This window comes from Xanthomonas sp. WHRI 6108 (assembly GCF_040202385.2).
GTDB classification, from domain to species: domain Bacteria; phylum Pseudomonadota; class Gammaproteobacteria; order Xanthomonadales; family Xanthomonadaceae; genus Xanthomonas; species Xanthomonas arboricola.
Genome location: NZ_CP168198.1, coordinates 1 through 17,878, shown reverse-complemented (window position 1 = coordinate 17,878; position 17,878 = coordinate 1). Strand labels below are relative to the sequence as shown.

16 protein-coding genes are annotated in these 17,878 nt (G+C 63.9%); 3 read left to right on the top strand and 13 right to left on the bottom strand.

The genetic code is table 11. From position 1 onward, the window contains the following. Positions 1-36: 36 nt before the first annotated feature. A complete protein-coding gene (locus tag ABQ039_RS00080; RefSeq protein ID WP_046345201.1) occupies positions 37-1,131 on the bottom strand; it encodes a PA0069 family radical SAM protein in 1,095 nt (364 codons plus the stop codon). 136 nt (positions 1,132-1,267) lie between these two features. On the opposite strand from ABQ039_RS00080, the gene cls reads away from it, so the two are divergent. The 3 genes from cls (at position 1,268) to ABQ039_RS00065 (ending at position 3,853) form a co-directional block, all read left to right on the top strand. Beyond that, complete coding sequence (gene cls, locus ABQ039_RS00075; RefSeq protein WP_046345200.1) at positions 1,268-2,728, top strand: cardiolipin synthase; 1,461 nt, start codon at positions 1,268-1,270, stop codon at positions 2,726-2,728. 77 nt (positions 2,729-2,805) lie between these two features. Then, positions 2,806-3,075: a hypothetical protein gene (locus tag ABQ039_RS00070; RefSeq protein ID WP_024939143.1), complete on the top strand. Its 270-nt coding sequence runs from the start codon at positions 2,806-2,808 to the stop codon at positions 3,073-3,075. A gap of 10 nt (positions 3,076-3,085) precedes the next feature. After that, entirely contained in the window at positions 3,086-3,853 is a 768-nt protein-coding gene (locus tag ABQ039_RS00065) for a pyridoxine 5'-phosphate synthase (RefSeq protein ID WP_184609628.1), read from the top strand. A gap of 127 nt (positions 3,854-3,980) precedes the next feature. Here the strand turns inward: ABQ039_RS00065 and ABQ039_RS00060 are convergent, their stop codons facing one another. The 12 genes from ABQ039_RS00060 to dnaA all read right to left on the bottom strand — a co-directional run bounded on the left by ABQ039_RS00060 (position 3,981) and on the right by dnaA (position 17,878). Further along, the gene (locus ABQ039_RS00060; RefSeq protein WP_184609626.1) at positions 3,981-4,388 is read right to left on the bottom strand and encodes a biopolymer transporter ExbD; all 408 of its coding nucleotides are present in this window, start codon (positions 4,386-4,388) and stop codon (positions 3,981-3,983) included. A gap of 353 nt (positions 4,389-4,741) precedes the next feature. Further along, the gene (locus tag ABQ039_RS00055; protein ID WP_011035269.1) at positions 4,742-5,152 is read right to left on the bottom strand and encodes a biopolymer transporter ExbD; all 411 of its coding nucleotides are present in this window, start codon (positions 5,150-5,152) and stop codon (positions 4,742-4,744) included. Positions 5,153-5,155: 3 nt separating this feature from the next. After that, on the bottom strand, positions 5,156-5,578 hold the full coding sequence (locus tag ABQ039_RS00050; RefSeq protein ID WP_011035268.1) for a biopolymer transporter ExbD: 423 nt from the start codon (positions 5,576-5,578) through the stop codon (positions 5,156-5,158). A gap of 45 nt (positions 5,579-5,623) precedes the next feature. Beyond that, positions 5,624-6,385, bottom strand: a complete 762-nt coding sequence (exbB, locus tag ABQ039_RS00045) for a TonB-system energizer ExbB (RefSeq protein ID WP_005912445.1) — start codon at positions 6,383-6,385, stop codon at positions 5,624-5,626. A gap of 85 nt (positions 6,386-6,470) precedes the next feature. After that, positions 6,471-7,028 (bottom strand): energy transducer TonB, encoded by a 558-nt coding sequence (locus tag ABQ039_RS00040; protein ID WP_024939145.1) that lies wholly within the window; start codon positions 7,026-7,028, stop codon positions 6,471-6,473. A 267-nt stretch (positions 7,029-7,295) separates the two neighbouring features. After that, entirely contained in the window at positions 7,296-8,492 is a 1,197-nt protein-coding gene (locus tag ABQ039_RS00035; protein ID WP_024939146.1) for a lipopolysaccharide assembly protein LapB, read from the bottom strand. 152 nt (positions 8,493-8,644) lie between these two features. Continuing rightward, the gene (locus ABQ039_RS00030; RefSeq protein WP_016901838.1) at positions 8,645-9,451 is read right to left on the bottom strand and encodes a M48 family metallopeptidase; all 807 of its coding nucleotides are present in this window, start codon (positions 9,449-9,451) and stop codon (positions 8,645-8,647) included. 62 nt (positions 9,452-9,513) lie between these two features. Then, complete coding sequence (locus tag ABQ039_RS00025) at positions 9,514-10,350, bottom strand: CPBP family intramembrane glutamic endopeptidase (RefSeq protein WP_126966904.1); 837 nt, start codon at positions 10,348-10,350, stop codon at positions 9,514-9,516. Positions 10,351-10,417: 67 nt separating this feature from the next. Further along, positions 10,418-12,862, bottom strand: a complete 2,445-nt coding sequence (gene gyrB / locus ABQ039_RS00020; protein ID WP_016901840.1) for a DNA topoisomerase (ATP-hydrolyzing) subunit B — start codon at positions 12,860-12,862, stop codon at positions 10,418-10,420. Positions 12,863-12,976: 114 nt separating this feature from the next. Then, entirely contained in the window at positions 12,977-14,083 is a 1,107-nt protein-coding gene (gene recF, locus ABQ039_RS00015) for a DNA replication/repair protein RecF (protein WP_046345195.1), read from the bottom strand. Between the two features lie 1,088 nt (positions 14,084-15,171). After that, positions 15,172-16,272, bottom strand: a complete 1,101-nt coding sequence (gene dnaN, locus ABQ039_RS00010) for a DNA polymerase III subunit beta (protein WP_016901842.1) — start codon at positions 16,270-16,272, stop codon at positions 15,172-15,174. Positions 16,273-16,549: 277 nt separating this feature from the next. Further along, entirely contained in the window at positions 16,550-17,878 is a 1,329-nt protein-coding gene (dnaA, locus tag ABQ039_RS00005) for a chromosomal replication initiator protein DnaA (RefSeq protein WP_024939149.1), read from the bottom strand.

The following is a 17,878-nucleotide window of genomic DNA, read 5'->3' as shown; positions in this document are numbered from 1 at the left end:
TACGAATCCCCAATCTCAAATCCCCAATTCCCGCCCCTAGAACAGACTGCCTTGCGGCGATTGCGGCACCGGCTTGGCCGGCGGAGCGGGGCGGCGGAACTTGGTCGTGTCCAATGCCGGCATGTCGCGGGCGTCGAAACCGCTGCGGCGGTGGGCCAGGGCGAAGCGGCGTGCCAGCAACTCCGCGTAGACGCCCTGGCCGCGCAGGCGTGTGCCGAAGGCGCTGTCGTAATCCTTGCCGCCGCGCAGTTGCTGGATCGTGCTCATCACGTGCCCGGCGCGTTGCGGGTGATGGGTCTGCAACCAGTCGCGGAACAGCGGCGCCACTTCGTGCGGCAGCCGCAGCAATACGTAGCCGGCACTGTGCGCGCCGGCAGCGGACGCGGCCTGCAGAATCGCTTCCAGCTCATGGTCGTTGATCCACGGGATCACTGGCGCGGCCATCACCCCGACCGGCACGCCGGCCTCGTGCAGTGCCCGCATCGCGCGCAGGCGGGCATGCGGTGCGGACGCGCGCGGTTCCAGCCTGGCCGACAGATGCGGGTCCAGCGTGGTCACCGAAAAATGCACATTGACCAGGCCCTCGCGTGCCAGCGGTGCGAGCAGGTCCAGATCGCGGGTGACCAACGCATTCTTGGTGATCAGCGTGAACGGGTGCCGGGTCTCCCACAGCACCTCGATCAGGCGCCGCGTCAGTGCGCGTTTGCGCTCGATCGGCTGGTAGGCATCGGTATTGATGCCCAGTGCGATCGGGCTGGGCACATAGCCCGGGCGCGACAATTCGCGGCGCAACAGCTCCGGCGCGTTGGTCTTGGCGAACAGCTTGGTCTCGAAATCCAGCCCGGGCGACAGATTGAGGTAGGCATGCGAAGGCCGCGCAAAGCAGTAGCTGCAGCCATGCTCGCACCCACGATACGGATTGACCGATTGCGAAAAGCCGATGTCCGGCGATTGATTGCGGCTGATGATGCTGCGCGCGGTTTCCTCGGTGACCTGGGTGCGCAATGCCGGCGCGGCGAACTCCTCGCCGTCGTCGGCGTACCAGCCATCGTCCACCGGTTGTTGGGTGGTGGTTTCGAAGCGTCCGGGCAGATGGCCGGTCGCCCCACGGCCCTTGATCGCTGTTGCCATCCCCCGCATCGTACGGCCGGCAGGTCTCAATCGATGCGACCAGGGGCGCGCCACGATGAAGCTTTCAGACCCGGCGCGGCGATCGCATCGTCCCCACGCTCACCGCAGCGGAGCGTGCGCCCCGTAGAATCCGCGCATGCTCGCATCCGTACAGGGCGCCTGGGAGTGGCTGGCCACCATTCCCCACCTCGAAGCGCTTCTCCTCGCCGCCTACGTGCTGTACCTGCTGTGGATCGCCAGCTGGATCGTGCTGCAGAAGCGCGAGCCGGTGGCCACGCTCAGCTGGGTGCTGTCGCTGGCGGCGCTGCCGTACCTGGGCCTGCTGATCTATTACTGGCTCGGCCCGCAGAAGGTCAAACGCCAACGGCTACGGCGCGGCCGTTCGCGCTCGGGCATGGAGAGCTATAGCAGCGTCTGCCCGCCGGACGCGGACTGCACCGAGCTGGCCAAGATCGCCCAGTCCACTACCGGGCTGGCCCCCAGCAGCGCCACCGAGGTGCACTGGCTGGTCGATGGCGCGGCCACCTATGCGGCCATCATCGAGGCCATCCGCGGTGCGCGCGACCATATCCATCTGCAGTACTACATCTTTCAGCCCGACCACAGCGGCACCGCGATCTGCGATGCGCTGATGGAGCGCGCACGCGCCGGGGTCAAGGTGCGCCTGCTGATGGACGCGGTGGGGTCGTCGGCGATGACCCGGCGCAGCTTGCGCACGCTGCGCGCGGCCGGGGTGGAGACCGCCTGGTTCCATCCATCCCAGCTGCTCAAGCCGTTCAAGCGGCCGTGGTTGAACCTGCGCACCCACCGCAAAGTGGTCGTGGTCGACGGCAGGATCGGCTTCACCGGCGGCATCAACGTCACCGACGAAGAGAACGAGCAGGTCCGCAGCGATGCCTACCGCGACCTGCACATGCGCCTGCAGGGCCACGTGGTGCGCAGCCTGCAGCTGGTGTTCCTGGAAGACTGGCTGTACGCCACCGGGCAGGGCCGCGCTGCCTTCCACGGCCAGCAGCTATGGCCCGAGGACGTGCCGAGCCGTGCGCAGGGCGATGTCGACGCGCAGGTGCTGGTCTCCGGCCCGGATTCGTCGTGGGAGTCCATCCACCGGCTGATGGTCGCTGCGATTCACGAAGCCCGGCATCGGGTCTGGTTGGTCACGCCGTATTTCGTGCCCGGCGAGGCTGCGCGCATGGCGCTGACCTCGGCCGCACTGGGGGGCCTGGACGTGCGCCTGCTGGTACCGCGCGTCAGCGACTCGCGTCTGGTCACCTACGCGGCGCGTTCGTATTTCGACGAGCTGCTCGAGGCCGGCGTGCGCATCTACGAATACGGCCCGCGCATGCTGCACACCAAGGCGTTGCTGGCCGACGACGAGGTCTGCATCGTCGGCAGCGCCAATTTCGACAGCCGCAGCTTTCGCCTGAATTTCGAGCTGTCGATGCTGTTCCGCGACCAGGCGGTGGCCGCCGAGCTGGCCGGTTTGATCGACGCCGACCTGCAGCAGGCGCAGGAAGTGCGCTTCGCCCGCCACCGGCCATTGTGGCGATCGCGGCTGCCCGAAGCCTGCGCACGGCTGCTGTCACCGCTGCTCTGATCCGCATCGCCGCGCCCACGTGGAACCATGCCGGGCGCGGCGCTACACTGCCGCCACTGATCGGGGAGCTCGTCGTCATGCACTGGCTGTTTCTGCTTATGGCATTGGGTGCGCTGGTGCTGGCGTTCAGCACGCCGCACGTGTGGTTGCTGGTGGCCTCGCTGCTGGTGGCACTGCTGTTGCTGTTGCTGTGGACGCGCGGCTGGTTCGCCTCGCGCATGGGGGATACCCAGCGCGATACCAGCAGCCTGATCGACCCGGCCGAGCTGCGCCGCCTGCGCGAGATCGCCGAAGCCCGCAAGGCGGCCGCCCTCAACGCCACGCGCGACGGCGAGCCGCAGGCCTGAGACCGACGCAGTGACCACCCAGCTCAGCGTCAACGTCAACAAGATCGCGGTGTTGCGCAATTCGCGCGGCGGCCACGATCCGGATGTGGTGCAGGCCGCACGCACCTGCATTGCCGCCGGTGCGCACGGCATCACCGTGCACCCGCGCCCGGACCAGCGGCATATCCGCGCCGACGATGTGCTGGCGCTGAGCGCGCTGACACGCGAGCACGGTGTCGAATTCAATATCGAAGGCAACCCGTTCGCGCCGCCGCGCGACGGTTATCCGGGCCTGCTGGCCTTATGTCGTGCCACCCGCCCCGAACAGGTCACCCTGGTACCGGATGGCGATGGACAACTGACGTCCGACCACGGTTTCGATTTTGCCCAGGACACCGCCCAACTGGCCACGCTGATCACCTCGTTCAAGGCCATCGGTGCTCGCGTCAGTCTGTTTGTCGATGCCGAAAATCCCGCTATCGCGCAGGCGGCAGCACTCGGTGCAGACCGGATCGAGTTGTACACCGGCCCATATGCGCACGCGCATCTGAGCGGCCAGCCGGATGCTGCATTCAAGCTGTTTTCCGACGCAGCGCAGCGCGCCGCCGCCGCAGGTCTGGGCATCAATGCCGGCCACGATTTGTCGCAGGCCAATCTCGGCGACTTTCTGAGCGCTGTCCCCGGCGTACTCGAAGTCTCGATCGGTCATGCATTGATCAGCGAAGCCTTGTATCAAGGCCTGGATGCGACCGTGCGCGCCTATCTGGACATACTGCGCGGCGCATCGATCAGCGCTTGAGATAATCAAGTCGATTATATGGATGCGTTGTCTAGTTTCTAGGTATTGCATCGGGGCAGGGCTTCTGCCCCGATGCAATCGTTATCGATGACTTGCGGCTGATTTACCAGGCTGGTTAATCACCCATTTACTGCACAAAACTGATGCGATCCACCTGCGCATTCTTGGCTGCAGCCAGCACCTTGGCCATCACCGCGTATTCGGCATCCGCACTGGCGGCGATGCGCAGCTCTGGCTGATTGCCGGCTGCCTGGCGCATCTGTTCGATCAACCTGGGCTGCAATTGCTGCAGCGTTATCGGGCTGGCATTCCAGAACACTTGCCCGCTGGCGTCCACACGCAACCCGATCGGTGCAGGCGGGTCCATGCGTGACTGGGTCTGCTCGCTGCGCTGTGGCAGGTCCACCGTGATTGGCCGCGCCAGCATCGGAGCGGTGACGATGAAGATGATCAACAACACCAACATGACATCCACCAGCGGCGTGACATTGATCTCCGCCAGCGGTCCCCGATTGCCTGCCGTACTGAAAGCCATGACTGCCTCCTGTGCTATGAGCGTGGGTGCTGCACGATCGAGCATACACCTGGTCGGCAGTGAGGGAAGGGCAGGGCAGACGCCTCTGGCAGGCCGAGCCCCGAAGCGTGCCGTTGCGACTTGTCGCTGCACCTCCGGCGGTTTGCTTGCGCGGACGACCTGAGGGTCACTGCATGCATCACTCGCCCGGTGCCCGGGAAACGGATATCACGTCCTGGCAAACAGCCGGCCGCATGCATGCGCGTCGAACATCGCAGCAGCAACCACCCCATTGATCGAGCATAAAAAAACGCCACCGTTTCCGGTGGCGTTGCAGTCGCGTCATGACTGTTGTGTTGCGGTCTTGCGATGTCTTACTGCATGAAGCCGATTTTCTTCATCTGCGAGTTCTTCGCCGCAGCGAGGACCTTGGCCATCACTTCGTACTCCGCATCTTCATTGGCGTCGATGCGCAGTTCCGGCTGATTGGTCGGATCGGCCTGCACCACTTCTTCCATCTTCTGCTGCAACTGCGCGACCGGGGTCGGGCTGTTGTTCCAGAACACCTGGTTGCTGGCGTCGATCCGCAACTCGATCGGCGGCGGCGGTTCGGTCGTCTGCGGTGGCGGGTTGAGCACCCGCTGCGGCAGATCCACGGCGATCGGGTAGGTCATGATCGGCGCGGTCACGATGAAGATGATCAGCAGCACCAACATCACGTCCACCAGGGGCGTGACATTGATGTCGGCCATTGGGCCGCGGTTTCCACCGGTACTGAATGCCATGGCTTACTGCCCCTTCTCTTTGGTTGCGACGAAGCCGACGTCCAACATGCCCTGACCCTGCGCGATCTTGGTGATCTCGTTGATCGTACGCATCTTGGTCGTGCGGTCGCCACGCAAATTGAGCGGCGGCTGCGGTGTCTGCTGTGCGGCGGTGGACAGGCGCGATTCCAAGGCCTCCTTGGAAATCGGCTCGTCGTTCCAGTACAGCGACCCGTCTTCCTTGACGGCCAGGGTGATCGGCGCGGCGCGTTTCTCCGCATCTTCCTTCTGGATCAGGTTGGCCTCTGGCAGCTCCACCTTGACCTTATGGGACATCAGCGGTGCCGTAATGATGAAGATGATCAGCAGCACCAACATCACGTCCACGAGGGGCGTCACGTTGATGTCGGCCATCGGGCCACCGCTGTTTCCACTACTGAAGGCCATAACGGGCTCCGTCTAAATCGTTGCGAAGTCGTTCTTTACTACGGATTAGCGAACGCGCGAACCAGTGGCGAAGAAGTCGTGCAGGTCGTGGGCAAAGGTGTCGAACTTGGCGATCACCGAGCTGTTGACCTTGGAGAAGAAGTTGAACGCGAACACGGCCGGGATGGCGACGAACAGACCGATCGCGGTCATGATCAGCGCTTCACCCACCGGGCCGGCAACGGCGTCGATGGAGGCCGAACCGGTTGCACCGATCTTGATCAGCGCGCCGTAGATGCCCCACACCGTACCGAGCAGACCGACGAACGGCGCGGTCGCACCGACGGTGGCCAGCAGGGTCATGCCCGACTGCAGCTTGGTGCTTTCGCGGGTCACGGCCTGACGCAGGGCGCGATCGACGAATTCCGAACGGCTCAGGCTCTCGCCCAGGCCACCGGTGCTGCCTTCGGCGCGCTGGTGGTGAGCAGCAGCCTGCGCTGCGTCCAGTGCGATCTTGGAGAACGGCTCGGAAGCCGGCTGCTCTTCCATGGCGCGGATGGCATCCTGTGCATTCGGGGCATCCCAGAACGCAGTGGTGACGCGGTCAGCCGCGCTCTTCAGACGGGTGGCACGGAAGATGTTGATGACAGTCCAGTACCAGGAGGCAGCGGACATGGCGATCAGGGTGATCAGAACGACCCAGGACACGGCGAAATCGCCGGGGCTGGACGTCATTTCAGTGATCAAGTGCTCGAAGCCCATCTGCGACAGGGCGGCCGACGGATTGGAGCCCCCTGCAGCGGCGGCGATAAAGAATTCCTGCAGCATGACGCTTACCTTTGTTGTGTGTGGTGATGAAGGGTGGAGCGAAAGGAAGACAGGATCCTGGGCCGACCGTGGCCGGCCCGTGGGATCAGTTCAGAGCAAAGTTGACCGGGACGCGGACACGTCCGGCGGCTTTCTGCCCGTTGACAGTGGAGGCGTTGAACTTCCACTTGCGTGCTGCGTCCATCGCGGCACGGTCAAGGTCGCGGTTGCGGCTGGACTTTTCGACCGACACATTGGTCACGTTGCCGTTGGCATCCACATCCACGATCAGGATGACCTCACCTTGGACACCGGCACGGAATGCAGCCGGCGGGTACTTCGGCGGGTTCATGTTCTTGGACGAGATATCGACACTGGCGCCGATGTCACTCGGCGGTTGCGGCGGAGCCGGCGGGCTCGGCGGCGTGACGATATCGCTGGGACGCGGTTCGGGAACATCGACAACCGGAGCTTCCGGCGGCGGCGGAACCGGTGACGGCTTCGGCGGCGACAGATTCTTGACCGGCGGTGGCGGCTTGTCTTCCGGCGGCGGCGGCGGCGGCGGCGGCGGGGGAGGAGGCGGTGCATCCACCAAGGTGACCATGGTGGTGCGCTCCTTCTCTGCCGGAGCCTTCGGCGCCACTGCAGGGATCAGCAACATCATCAGTGCAGTGAGGTGCAAGGCAATTACGAAAGCAATGCCGATAATGCGGGCCCAGCTCAGACCCTGGTTCCCGGCATCATAGTCATGCCTGTGGATAACGAGTTGTTCCGTCATGCGCCAATGGCTCTTTCAGTGGGGGCCCCGGATCACTGTGATGATCCCCAGGTTTTCGGACGGCTTTGACACCGCAGGAACCCCCAAGCTTATACCAATCCCGAGTCCTGTAACCACTAAAAACACAGGGATTTCGGGGGTTTATTTTCTTTTTTACTTCAGATTGATGATCTTCTTGGCGTCATCAGGTTTTTTGACACCCTTGGCGATTGCCTGCTGCGCGGCCTGCTTGGCCTCCGGGATGCGACCTTCCGAATGCAGCACCTTGGCCAGATTCAGATAGGTCTCGCCGTCCTTGGAAAGCGGTGCGGCCTTTTGCCAATTCTCGATCGCCTTGGGCACGTCGTCGCTGTAGTAATACGACTGTGCCAGCGCAAGGTATGTCTGATAATCGGGTTTAAGGATGCCTTTTTGCATACCTTCATTGATGACCGCGATGACGTCCTTTTCCTTGTTCTCGGTGTTGGCGTAGATGGAATACAACTGCTTGTACTCCTTTTCTTCGGTCAACTGCCCGGCAGCGCGCAGCTTGTCCATCACTGCGGCGGCCTTGTCCATCTGGTCGGCCTGCATATACATGCTGGCCAGGTTGAGCTGGGCCTTCTTGTCGTTCGGCGTCTTGGCGGCGAGCGCTTCGGCAGCGGCCACCGCTTCACCGGTCTGGCCGGCTTCGGCGTAGGACGCCATCAGCAACTGGTTCCAGGTGTCCTTCGGCTCGGGCGAGGCGGCAATGGCCTGCTTCAGCACCGGAATGGCTTCCTTGTAGCGCTCGGCCTGGTACAGCGCCTGGCCCTTGAGGATCAGGTCTTCCGGACGCTGCGACTTGCTCTCTTCCAGATACTTGTCCAGCGTGGCCAGGCCTTCGGCCTGCTGGTCGTCCTGCATCTGCAACTGCGCCAGCATCAGCATCGACTGGAACTGGCCGTTGTTGTCCAGCGCATTGAGGCCGATCGCCTGCTGCAGGTACTTCTTGGCAGCGGCGGTGTCGTCCATGTTGTACGCCGCCTGGGCGGCCAGCTGCGACGCCAGCGCCTTGTCGGCTTCATTGGCCGAGCCATTGGCGAGGATCTCGTCGGCCTGGCTGCGCACGGCGGGGAAGTCTTCGCCCTTGTTGAAGGTTTCGATCAGCTTCTGCAGCTTGCTGCCCATCTTGGAGGAGGGCTTGATCGTCGGCGCGGCGCGGGTGGACTGCGGATACAACTCTTCGGCCTTGCCGCTGTTCTTGGACTTGCGGCTGGCGCGCTCGGACGAACGATCCGACTGCGCAACAGCATCGGTGACGACAGCCCCGCCCAGGGACGCGGCGATGAACAGGGACAACAGGGCTTGCTTGCGGTTGAGCAGTTTCATGTTTCACCTCGGACGAGCCGCCGTCGGGCGGTACGAAAAGCGGAATAAACGCTGTACGAAAAATCTGAGCCGGCAAACTTAGCAGAAAGTCTCAGTTCCCGAAAACGGTTTCCATGCTGTGTTGCGACATTCGGTACGTGAGCGCTGCGAAATCAGCCGCAACGCGGCACGCGCCCGTCCTGTCGCGCCTGCTGGTAAACCGGTTCGAGTTGATTGACGTCTGCCTGCAGTTCGCGGATGCGATTGGCGGGGTCGGGGTGGGTGGACAGCCACTGCGGCTGGCGATTGCCGCTGGCGGCCATCATGTTCTGCCACAGCGTGACTGCCTGAGCAGGGTCGAAGCCGGCCTGGGCCATCAGCCGCTGGCCGACCACATCGGCCTCGCTTTCCTGGGTGCGCGAGCCGGGCAGCAGGAACACGGTCTGGGCGGTCATCCCGCCGACCTGGTTGACCGCACTGGCGGCACCGTCGCCGTAGGCCGCACCGGCCAGCGCGCCGATGATGCCCAGACCGGTCTGCGCGCCGAGCTGGCGGGTGATGCGCTCTTCGTGATGGCGGGAGATCACATGCCCGATTTCGTGCCCGAGCACGGCGGCCAGCTGATCCTGCGTCTTGGCGACAGTGAAGATGCCGGTGTTCACGCCCACCTTGCCACCGGGCAGCGCAAAGGCGTTGGCTTCGTTATCGACAAACAGCGCGGTTTCCCAGCGGGTTTCGCGCCACTGCGGCGGCAGCTGCGCCACCAGCGCATTGACCACGCACTGCACGTAGGCGTTCTGCTTGCCGTCGGTGCTGACTTTTTCCTTGGCCTTGGTCTGCGCGAACGATTCGGCGCCAAGCTTGTCGAGCTGGTCCTGCGTGACGCCTCCCACCACCTGTCGGCGGCCGGTCGGCGAGGTTGTGGTGGCACATGCCGTCAGTGCAAAGACGGCGACAACGATCAACAGCCTGGCTTTCATTCAATCCCCCTTGAACTCTGGGGGCATTTTGGCAGGCTCGTCTTAACTTTTCGTCAAACGGCTCAGCCGATGCCAAAAAAGTACAGCGCCGCCAGGGCGGTGGCGTTGTTGACGCCATGCGCCACGATCGGTGCCCATAGCGTGCCGGTGCGCCAGTACAGCCATGCGAACGCCGCCCCCATGCCGCCGTAGACCAGCCATAGCTGCACGATGGCAGCCGGTCCGTTGCCGCTGACGCCGGGCACTTCGTGCACCAGCGCAAAGATCGCGCTGCTCAGCGCGATGCCCAGCCAGGGCCGGCCAGCGGCGAGCAGGCGGCCGAACAAGACGCGTCGGAACAGCAATTCTTCATACGCCGGGGCGATCGCCACGGCAAACACCACCAGCGCCAGCGGCCATTGCCTGATTGCTTCTTCCATCAGCGGCAGATTGGTCGGCACCGGTTTGATGCCCAACGCCGACGCCGCGACGCTGACCAGATTGCTGAGCAGGAACACGCCAACCGCGATCAGCGCGGTCCAACCCCAGGTGGAGGCACGCCTTGCAGCGGCGCGCGAGGCCCGGTGTTCGTCTGCCGTCGCACGGCGGCGCCAGTAATACAGCAGCAGCGCCGGCGAGGCGGTGCTGACCAACGCGGTGAGCAATTGCACCAGCACGCCGGGTTGGCCGATGGTGGCCATGATCTCGCTCGAGGACAGCGTCAGGCCCTGCGCCTTGGCGGCCTGCACGGCACTGACGCCGCGGAACACGCCCCAGAGCGCAAACCCGGCCACGCTCAGCGACAGCAGCAGGCCGGTGGCGATCAGCACATCGATACCGAAGCCGAGCAATGGCGGCAGCAGCGGGGCGGTGCCGGCGGCCGGCGTCGTTACCGGCCGCGAAGAAGGATCTGCGCTCATCGTCGTCCTGAAAAAACCGCAGGCGTCGGCGCAGCGCCTGAGCGGTGCGCCGACGGGCAACGGTGGCTCAGATGTCCAGGTTGGACACCTTCAGCGCGTTGTCCTCGATGAAGTCGCGGCGTGGCTCGACCACATCGCCCATCAAGGTGCTGAAGATCTGATCGGCGGCCACGGCATCTTCGATACGCACCTGCAACAGGCGACGCGTGTCCGGATTGACCGTGGTTTCCCACAGCTGTTCGGCGTTCATTTCGCCCAGGCCCTTGAAGCGCTGTACCTGGCGGCCGCGCTTGGCCTCTTCCAGCAGCCAGGCATGCGCCTGGGCGAAGCTGGTGATCGGGTGGGTCTTGTTGCCGCGCACGATCTGCGCGCCTTCGCGCACCAGGTCGTGCAGGGCAAGCGAGACCTCGCGCAGCGGACGCAGCTCGCCGCTTTCGAACGCGCCCATCGGCAGCACCTGGGTGAATTCCTCGCCCATGTGCCTGCGCACCGCCACCAGCGACGCCGAGGCGCCATCGGTAGCCGGGTCGAAACGCAGCTGGTAGCGCGCCGTGCCCAAGGTGCCGCGGTTGAGCACCGCCTGCAGCGCATCCAGGGTGGGATGCACCTCGCCTTCGGCCTGCAGCTTGTCCACATCCAGCGGCGGCAGGTCGATCAGCGCGGTGAGCAGCGCCGGGTCGTAGCGGTGCGCGTTGCGCGCGATCGCCTCGTTGGCGCTGGTGAACAGCATCAACAGCTTTTCCAGCGCCTCGCCGGTGATCGGCGGCTCGTCGGTGGCGGGGATCAGCGCCGCGCCTTCGACCGCGTTGCTGGCCAGGTAGGCGTTGAGCGCTGCATCGTCCTTCAGATACAGCTCGCTCTTGCCCTGCTTGAGCTTGTACAGCGGCGGCAGGCCAATGTAGATGTAGCCGCGCTCGATCAGCTCAGGCATCTGCCGGTAGAAGAAGGTCAGCAGCAGGGTCCGGATGTGCGAGCCGTCGACGTCGGCGTCGGTCATCAGGATGATGCGGTGGTAACGCAGCTTGTCCGGGTTGTACTCGTCGCGGCCGATGCCGGTGCCCAGCGCGGTGATCAGGGTGCCGACCTGGTCGGAGGCCAGCATGCGGTCAAAACGCGCGCGTTCAACATTGAGGATCTTGCCGCGCAGCGGCAGCACCGCCTGATTCTTGCGGTTGCGGCCCTGCTTGGCCGAGCCGCCTGCCGAGTCACCCTCGACGATGAACAGCTCGGACAGCGCCGGGTCTTTTTCCTGGCAGTCGGCCAGCTTGCCGGGCAGGCCGGCGATGTCCAGCGCGCCCTTGCGGCGGGTCAGGTCGCGCGCCTTGCGGGCGGCTTCGCGCGCACGGGCGGCGTCGACGATCTTGCCGGTGATGGCCTTGGCTTCGTTCGGATTCTCCTGCAGGAATTCCTGCAGGCGCGCACCGAAGGCGTTTTCCACCGCCGGACGCACATCCGAGCTGACCAGCTTTTCCTTAGTCTGCGAGGAGAAGCTGGGGTCGGGCACCTTGACTGAGAGCACCGCGATCATGCCTTCGCGCATGTCGTCGCCGGTGAGCGCGACCTTGGCCTGCTTGGCGATGCCGTTCTGCTCGATGTAGGTGCTCAGCACACGCGTCAGCGCGGCGCGGAAGCCGGCCAGGTGGGTGCCGCCATCCTTCTGCGGGATGTTGTTGGTGAAGCAGTACATGGTTTCCTGGTAGGCGTCGGTCCACTGCAGGGCCACGTCCACCACGATGCCATTGTGCTCGCCGGTCACCGAGATCACGTTCGGGTGCAACGGCGACTTGAGCTGCGCCAGATGCTCGACGAAGCTGCGGATGCCTCCTTCGTAGTGGAAATCGTCGCGACGGCCGTCGCCGCGCTCGTCGATCAGGGTGATCTTGACGCCCGAATTGAGGAACGACAGCTCGCGCAGGCGGCGCGCCAGGATGTCGTAATGGAACTCGACGTCGCTGAAGATCGCCACGGATGGCTTGAAGCGCAGCGTGGTACCGCGCTTGGTCGAGGCTTCCAGCTGCTTGAGCGGGTACTGCGGCTCGCCCAGCGCGTATTCCTGCTGGTAGTGGAAGCCGTCGCGCCAGATGTCCAGCCACAGGTGCTCGGACAGCGCATTGACCACCGACACGCCCACGCCGTGCAGGCCGCCGGATACCTTGTAGCTGTTGTCGTCGAACTTGCCGCCGGCATGCAAAACGGTGAGGATCACCTCCGCCGCGGAGACGCCTTCTTCCTTATGAATGTCGACCGGCACGCCACGGCCGTTGTCGGACACCGCAACCGATCCATCGACCAGGATCTTGACCACGATGTCGTCGGCATGGCCGGCCAGGGCTTCGTCGACCGAGTTGTCGACCACCTCGAACACCATGTGATGCAGGCCGGTGCCGTCATGGACATCGCCGATGTACATGCCGGGGCGCTTGCGGACGGCTTCCAGGCCACGCAGCACAGTGATCTTGCTGGAGTCGTAGGTGCCGTTGGGGGTGGGCGAGGTGTTTTGTTCGTCGGTCATGCGTGTGCCGTTAGCTCCACAACACGGGCGCAGGCGGCAGGAGCCGCATCGCACCGTGGGAAAAGGGGGATAGCCCGGAAATTATACCAGTCGGCCCACCTGCGCCGCCGACGGTTACGCGGAGGGCGTCAGCACGGCCACATTGCCGTGTTCCACGTGGAACCGATGCAGCAGCTTGCCGGATTCGGCCAGACCGGGCGGCATTTCGGTTGCGGTGATCAACACCTGCGCTGGCGCGGACGCCAGGCGCTGCAACACGCGTGCCTGGTGGTGGCGGTCCAGTTCCGAGCCCAGGTCGTCCAGAGCGATCACTGGCCATTCGCCGCGCTCATGGGCGAAGTCTTCGGCCTGCGCCAGCAGGCAGGCGAGGGCGGTGAGCTTTGCCTGGCCGCGGGAGAGCGCATCCTTGCCCGGCAATGCATCGAAGGCTGGCGCCCAATCGGCTCGGTGCGGTCCCTGCGAGGTGTAGCCGTTCTGGCGATCACGCTCGCGTGCCAATAGCAGCGCGTCGGCCAACGACACCTCATGGCGCTTCCAGCCCGGTGCGAACGTCAGCGCGGATAGCCCGAGCGACGGAGCGATTGCGGTGGCGACCGGAATCAGTCGCTCCTGCAGGCGCTCCAGGTAGCGAAGACGACGCGATGTGAGCGTTTCGCCGGATTCGGCGAGTTCATGATCCCAGGCATCGAGCATGCGCGGCTGCGCGCCCTGCTTGAGCAAGGCATTGCGCTGTTTGAGCGCTCGCGCATAGCGCCGCCACAGCGCCAGGAAGTCAGGTTCCACGTGGAACAGCCCCCAGTCCAGGAAGCGCCGCCGCGGCTCGCCGCCGCCACTGATCAACACGTGGCTGCCGGGCTCGAAGGTCACGACAGCCAGAGCGGCACATAAGGCGCCCAGCTGGGCGACATCTTCGCCATCCAGCCGCCCCGTCCATTCCTGGCCGCTATGGCGCAGCCCCGCCCGCCGCGTGCGTTCCCCGGTCGCGGCGGTTCCTTCGCGCCACTCCACAAAAACTTCCAGATCGCCAGCGCCTTGCTGGATCAGCCCGTCGCGCACACGGCCACGAAAGCTGCGGCCATAGGCCATCAGATGCAACGCTTCCAGCACGCTGGTCTTGCCCGCGCCGTTATCGCCGGTGAGCAGGTTCAAGGAACTGGCGGGGTGGAGGTCGACGGTCTCGAAACGACGAAGTCGATGGATGGACAACCGCACTACGTGCATCGATCGGTCTGCTCTGCGCTGTGATCCGGCATCCCGGTCGGAGCGGAGGATACGTGATCGATGCGGATCCTGCCCGTGCAGACGTGAGGCGACCCGAGGGACAGGCAGGGGACAACCTGTGGATAAAAACCAGGCCCGAGCAGCCGCTCCCGCTTATCCACAGGTTGCCGACCTCTCTACACGGGTCTAGACACAGGGTTTCGAGGTCTAAAAGTAATTTAAAAACAAACACATAGGGTAGTTTCCGGCGAAATCTGGCCCTACCATCACCACCAAGCTCTTAAATTATTTATAGATTTAAAAGCAAAGCGCGATGTGCATAACTCAAAAACCGGCTCAAGGACGCTCACGCCAGGCGCAGCTGTACGTACTCGGTCGGAGCGGACCACCTTGTCTTTTATGAACTGATTCAGGCTGACTCCAGTCAGTGCGACTTCGCTGGACGACAAACCGCAACGTGTATGACCAATTAATCTCACGGGAGCTGCGACAAAACCAGCTTGTCCCAATGCGGTGAGTGACACGAGGAGAAAGCACGTTGTTCCACGTGTATCCCGTGGACCTGCCAACAAAGCCTTCGTAACTCGACAGGGCACGGTTAGGCTGCCTGCTTGCCCAGAGCACAGCGATCGCACGCGGCACGTTCCCTAGGCAAGACAGCTCACTGATCCTTGGGCATGTCTGAAACACAGATGGGCAAAGTATCCGTGCTGACGACAGCAGCGCACCGGGCTGATGCCAGTTTTTGATAGCGCTCGTGTTCCAACTCACACCCGTCAATCCAAGCAAACGAACCAACGCCCTTGTCCGGTCGTCGAAGTCTGACTACCCGTGAGTGGCGTCTATCGAACCGTTCTTGGCTTGGTAAACGTGCGGCATTGATGCTCTGAGGCTCATGCCCGAAGGCAAAGTAGCTCCGGGTAAGGCACCGACGCATCTGGGCACCCAATACCAGCGCCGAGCGGATGCCCACGGACGCTCACGCCTCCCAAAGCCTTACACCGCAACGAACGTAGCGATCTTGACCTCCAAAACGAAAAAGCCCGGCTTTTTCGCCGGGCTCTTCGTGTTCCACGTGGAACGCGACGTCAGAGACGCAGCGGCATCACCACATGGCGGGACTTCTCGCTGCTGGCCTCGCGCACCAGTGCCGACGAATTTGCATCGCGCAGCTGAATGACCACGTGCTCATCGCGCAGTGCAGACAGCGCGTCGAGCAGATAGTTGACGTTGAAGCCGATGGCCAGATCGTCGACCTTGGTGTCGGCCTCGATTTCTTCCTGCGCTTCTTCCTGCTCGGGGTTGTGTGCGCTGATCTTCAGCTGTCCCGGCGACACTTCCACCCGCACGCCACGGTACTTCTCATTCGACAGGATCGCCGCACGCTGCAGCGATGCACGCAGCGCTTCACGGTCCACCTTGACCTCGCGATCGGCGCCGATCGGAATCACCGCCTCGTAATCCGGGAAGCGGCCGTCGATCAGCTTGGAGGTGAAGGTCACATCGCCACGCTTGACGCGGATATGGCTACGACCGACTTCCAGCTCCACTTCGCGGTCCGCCGCTTCCAGCAACCGCAGCAACTCGGTTACGCCCTTGCGCGGCACGATGATCTGGCGCTTGGCACCGCCGGATTTTTCTAGCTCCGTCTCGCACAGCGCCAGACGGTGGCCGTCAGTGGCCACGCACCGCAGCAAGCCCTCGCGCAGGTCGAACAGCAAGCCGTTGAGGTAATAACGCACGTCCTGCTGGGCCATGGCGAACGCAGTGCGCTCGATCAGCTCCTTCAACGCCGCCTCCGGCACCGCAACCCGTTCGGTGGCTTCGACTTCGTCCACCGACGGGAAATCGTTGGCAGGCAGCGTTGCCAGGGTGAAGCGGCTACGCCCGGCCTGCACCGTGACCTTGTCGCCGGTCTGCGAGATGGTGACGCGGCTGCCGTCGGGCAGGGCACGCAGGATGTCGAACAACTTGCGCGCCGGAATCGTGGTTTCGCCGTCCTGCGCGTCTTCCACCATCGTGCGCGAGATCATTTCCACTTCCAGGTCGGTACCGGTCAAGGAGACCTGTCCGTCCTTGACCTGCACCAGCAGATTGGCCAGAACCGGCAGGGTTTGACGGCGTTCGACCACATTGACCACCTGGGCCAATGGTTTGAGGAAGGCTTCGCGCTGCAGTGTAAAACGCATGTGGTTCCGTGCCCCTATGCTTCAAAAGATAATGGAATAAATCAAAAGCTTGGTGGTGATGGTAGGGCCGTTTTCAGCGGATAACCACCATAACTGTTTGTTTCCAAAGACAAATTAGCGCCTGAAAGTCGTTGGACTAGTGCCCCTGGTCTGGCGGTAAAACCTGTGGATAGTTTTCCGCCCGACCTGCGAGGCAACGTTATCCACAGATTCTCCCGCATTTGACCCCAACGTTTCCACGCTTTTCTCCAAGCGGGCGGTCAAGACCGTTGCCGGCTTACTCGCTGAGCTTGCGAATCAGCTTTTCCCAGTCCTCGCGCAGCTTGCCGTCGGCCTCCATCAGCGTGCGGATCTGCCGGCAGGCATGCAGCACGGTCGTGTGGTCGCGGCCGGCGAAGGCGTCGCCGATCTCCGGCAGGCTGTGTTCTGTGAGTTCCTTGGCTAGCGCCATCGCCACCTGGCGCGGACGCGCCAGCGAGCGGGTGCGTCGCTTGGAGAGCAGGTCCTTCATCTGCAGGCCGTAGTAGTCCGCCACGGTCTTCTGGATGTTGGGGATGCCGATCGCCTGCTGCTGGGCGCGCAACAGGTCGCGCAGCGTCTCCTGGGCAAATTCCACCGTGATCGAGCGGCCGGTGAAGTTGGCGCGTGCCACCAGCGTGTTGAGCGCACCTTCCAGGTCGCGCACGTTGGAGCGCATCTTCTTGGCGATCAAAAACGCCACGTCGTCCGGAATCTCGGCGCCGCGCTCGCGCGCCTTGGCCAGCACGATCGCCGCGCGGGTCTCGAAATCGGGCGGGTCGATCGCCACCGACAGGCCCCAGGCCAGGCGCGACTTCAGCCTCGGCTCCAGGCCTTCGACCTCACGCGGATAGCGGTCGCAGGTCAGGATGATCTGCTGGCGGCCATCGAACAGCGCGTTGAAGGTGTGGAAGAACTCCTCCTGCGTGCGGTCCTTGCCGGCGAAGAACTGGATGTCGTCGATCAGCAGCGCATCGATCTGCTGGAACTGGCGCTTGAACTGGTCCATCGCCTTGTCCTGCAGCGCCCGGATCATCGCGCTGAAGAACTGTTCCGAGCGCAGATACATCACCTTGGCGGCCGGATTGGCCTGGCGCAGCGCGTTGCCGGCGGCAAACATCAGGTGGGTCTTGCCCAGGCCGGTGCTGCCGTACAGCAGCAGCGGGTTGTGGGCGCGGTCGCCCGGCTTCTGCGCGGCCTGGATCGCGGCGGCCAGACCGAGCTGGTTGCTGCGACCCTCGACGAAGTTGGCGAAGGTGTAGTGCGAATCCAGATTCCCGGCGAACGGCACGATCGGCGCGGCAACCGGTGCGCTGGGCGTGGCCATCGGTGCCGGCTGCGGTTCCGGCGCACGCGGGCGGGAGCCGACTGCCAGCGCCACTTCGCCGTTGCCGACGAAATACGCCACCAGTTCGCGGATACGCGGCAGGTAGCGCTCGCGGACCTGGTCGACGATGAAGGCGTTCGGCGCATACAGCACGATGCTGTCGCCGCGGTCTTCGGCTTGCAGGGGTTTCAACCAGGTGTGGACGTCCTCGGGCGGGAATTCGGCTTCGAGACGTTCCAGACAGCGGGGCCAAGCATCCAT

Coding starts and splice junctions, on each gene's coding strand:
- ABQ039_RS00080 (WP_046345201.1), bottom strand. CDS start 1,131: ATGGCAACAGCGATCAAGGGCCGTGGGGCGACCGGCCATCTGCCCGGA.
- cls (WP_046345200.1), top strand. CDS start 1,268: ATGCTCGCATCCGTACAGGGCGCCTGGGAGTGGCTGGCCACCATTCCC.
- ABQ039_RS00070 (WP_024939143.1), top strand. CDS start 2,806: ATGCACTGGCTGTTTCTGCTTATGGCATTGGGTGCGCTGGTGCTGGCG.
- ABQ039_RS00060 (WP_184609626.1), bottom strand. CDS start 4,388: ATGGCTTTCAGTACGGCAGGCAATCGGGGACCGCTGGCGGAGATCAAT.
- ABQ039_RS00055 (WP_011035269.1), bottom strand. CDS start 5,152: ATGGCATTCAGTACCGGTGGAAACCGCGGCCCAATGGCCGACATCAAT.
- ABQ039_RS00050 (WP_011035268.1), bottom strand. CDS start 5,578: ATGGCCTTCAGTAGTGGAAACAGCGGTGGCCCGATGGCCGACATCAAC.
- exbB (WP_005912445.1), bottom strand. CDS start 6,385: ATGCTGCAGGAATTCTTTATCGCCGCCGCTGCAGGGGGCTCCAATCCG.
- ABQ039_RS00040 (WP_024939145.1), bottom strand. CDS start 7,028: ATGATGTTGCTGATCCCTGCAGTGGCGCCGAAGGCTCCGGCAGAGAAG.
- ABQ039_RS00035 (WP_024939146.1), bottom strand. CDS start 8,492: ATGAAACTGCTCAACCGCAAGCAAGCCCTGTTGTCCCTGTTCATCGCC.
- ABQ039_RS00030 (WP_016901838.1), bottom strand. CDS start 9,451: ATGAAAGCCAGGCTGTTGATCGTTGTCGCCGTCTTTGCACTGACGGCA.
- ABQ039_RS00025 (WP_126966904.1), bottom strand. CDS start 10,350: ATGAGCGCAGATCCTTCTTCGCGGCCGGTAACGACGCCGGCCGCCGGC.
- gyrB (WP_016901840.1), bottom strand. CDS start 12,862: ATGACCGACGAACAAAACACCTCGCCCACCCCCAACGGCACCTACGAC.
- recF (WP_046345195.1), bottom strand. CDS start 14,083: ATGCACGTAGTGCGGTTGTCCATCCATCGACTTCGTCGTTTCGAGACC.
- dnaN (WP_016901842.1), bottom strand. CDS start 16,272: ATGCGTTTTACACTGCAGCGCGAAGCCTTCCTCAAACCATTGGCCCAG.
- dnaA (WP_024939149.1), bottom strand. CDS start 17,878: ATGGATGCTTGGCCCCGCTGTCTGGAACGTCTCGAAGCCGAATTCCCG.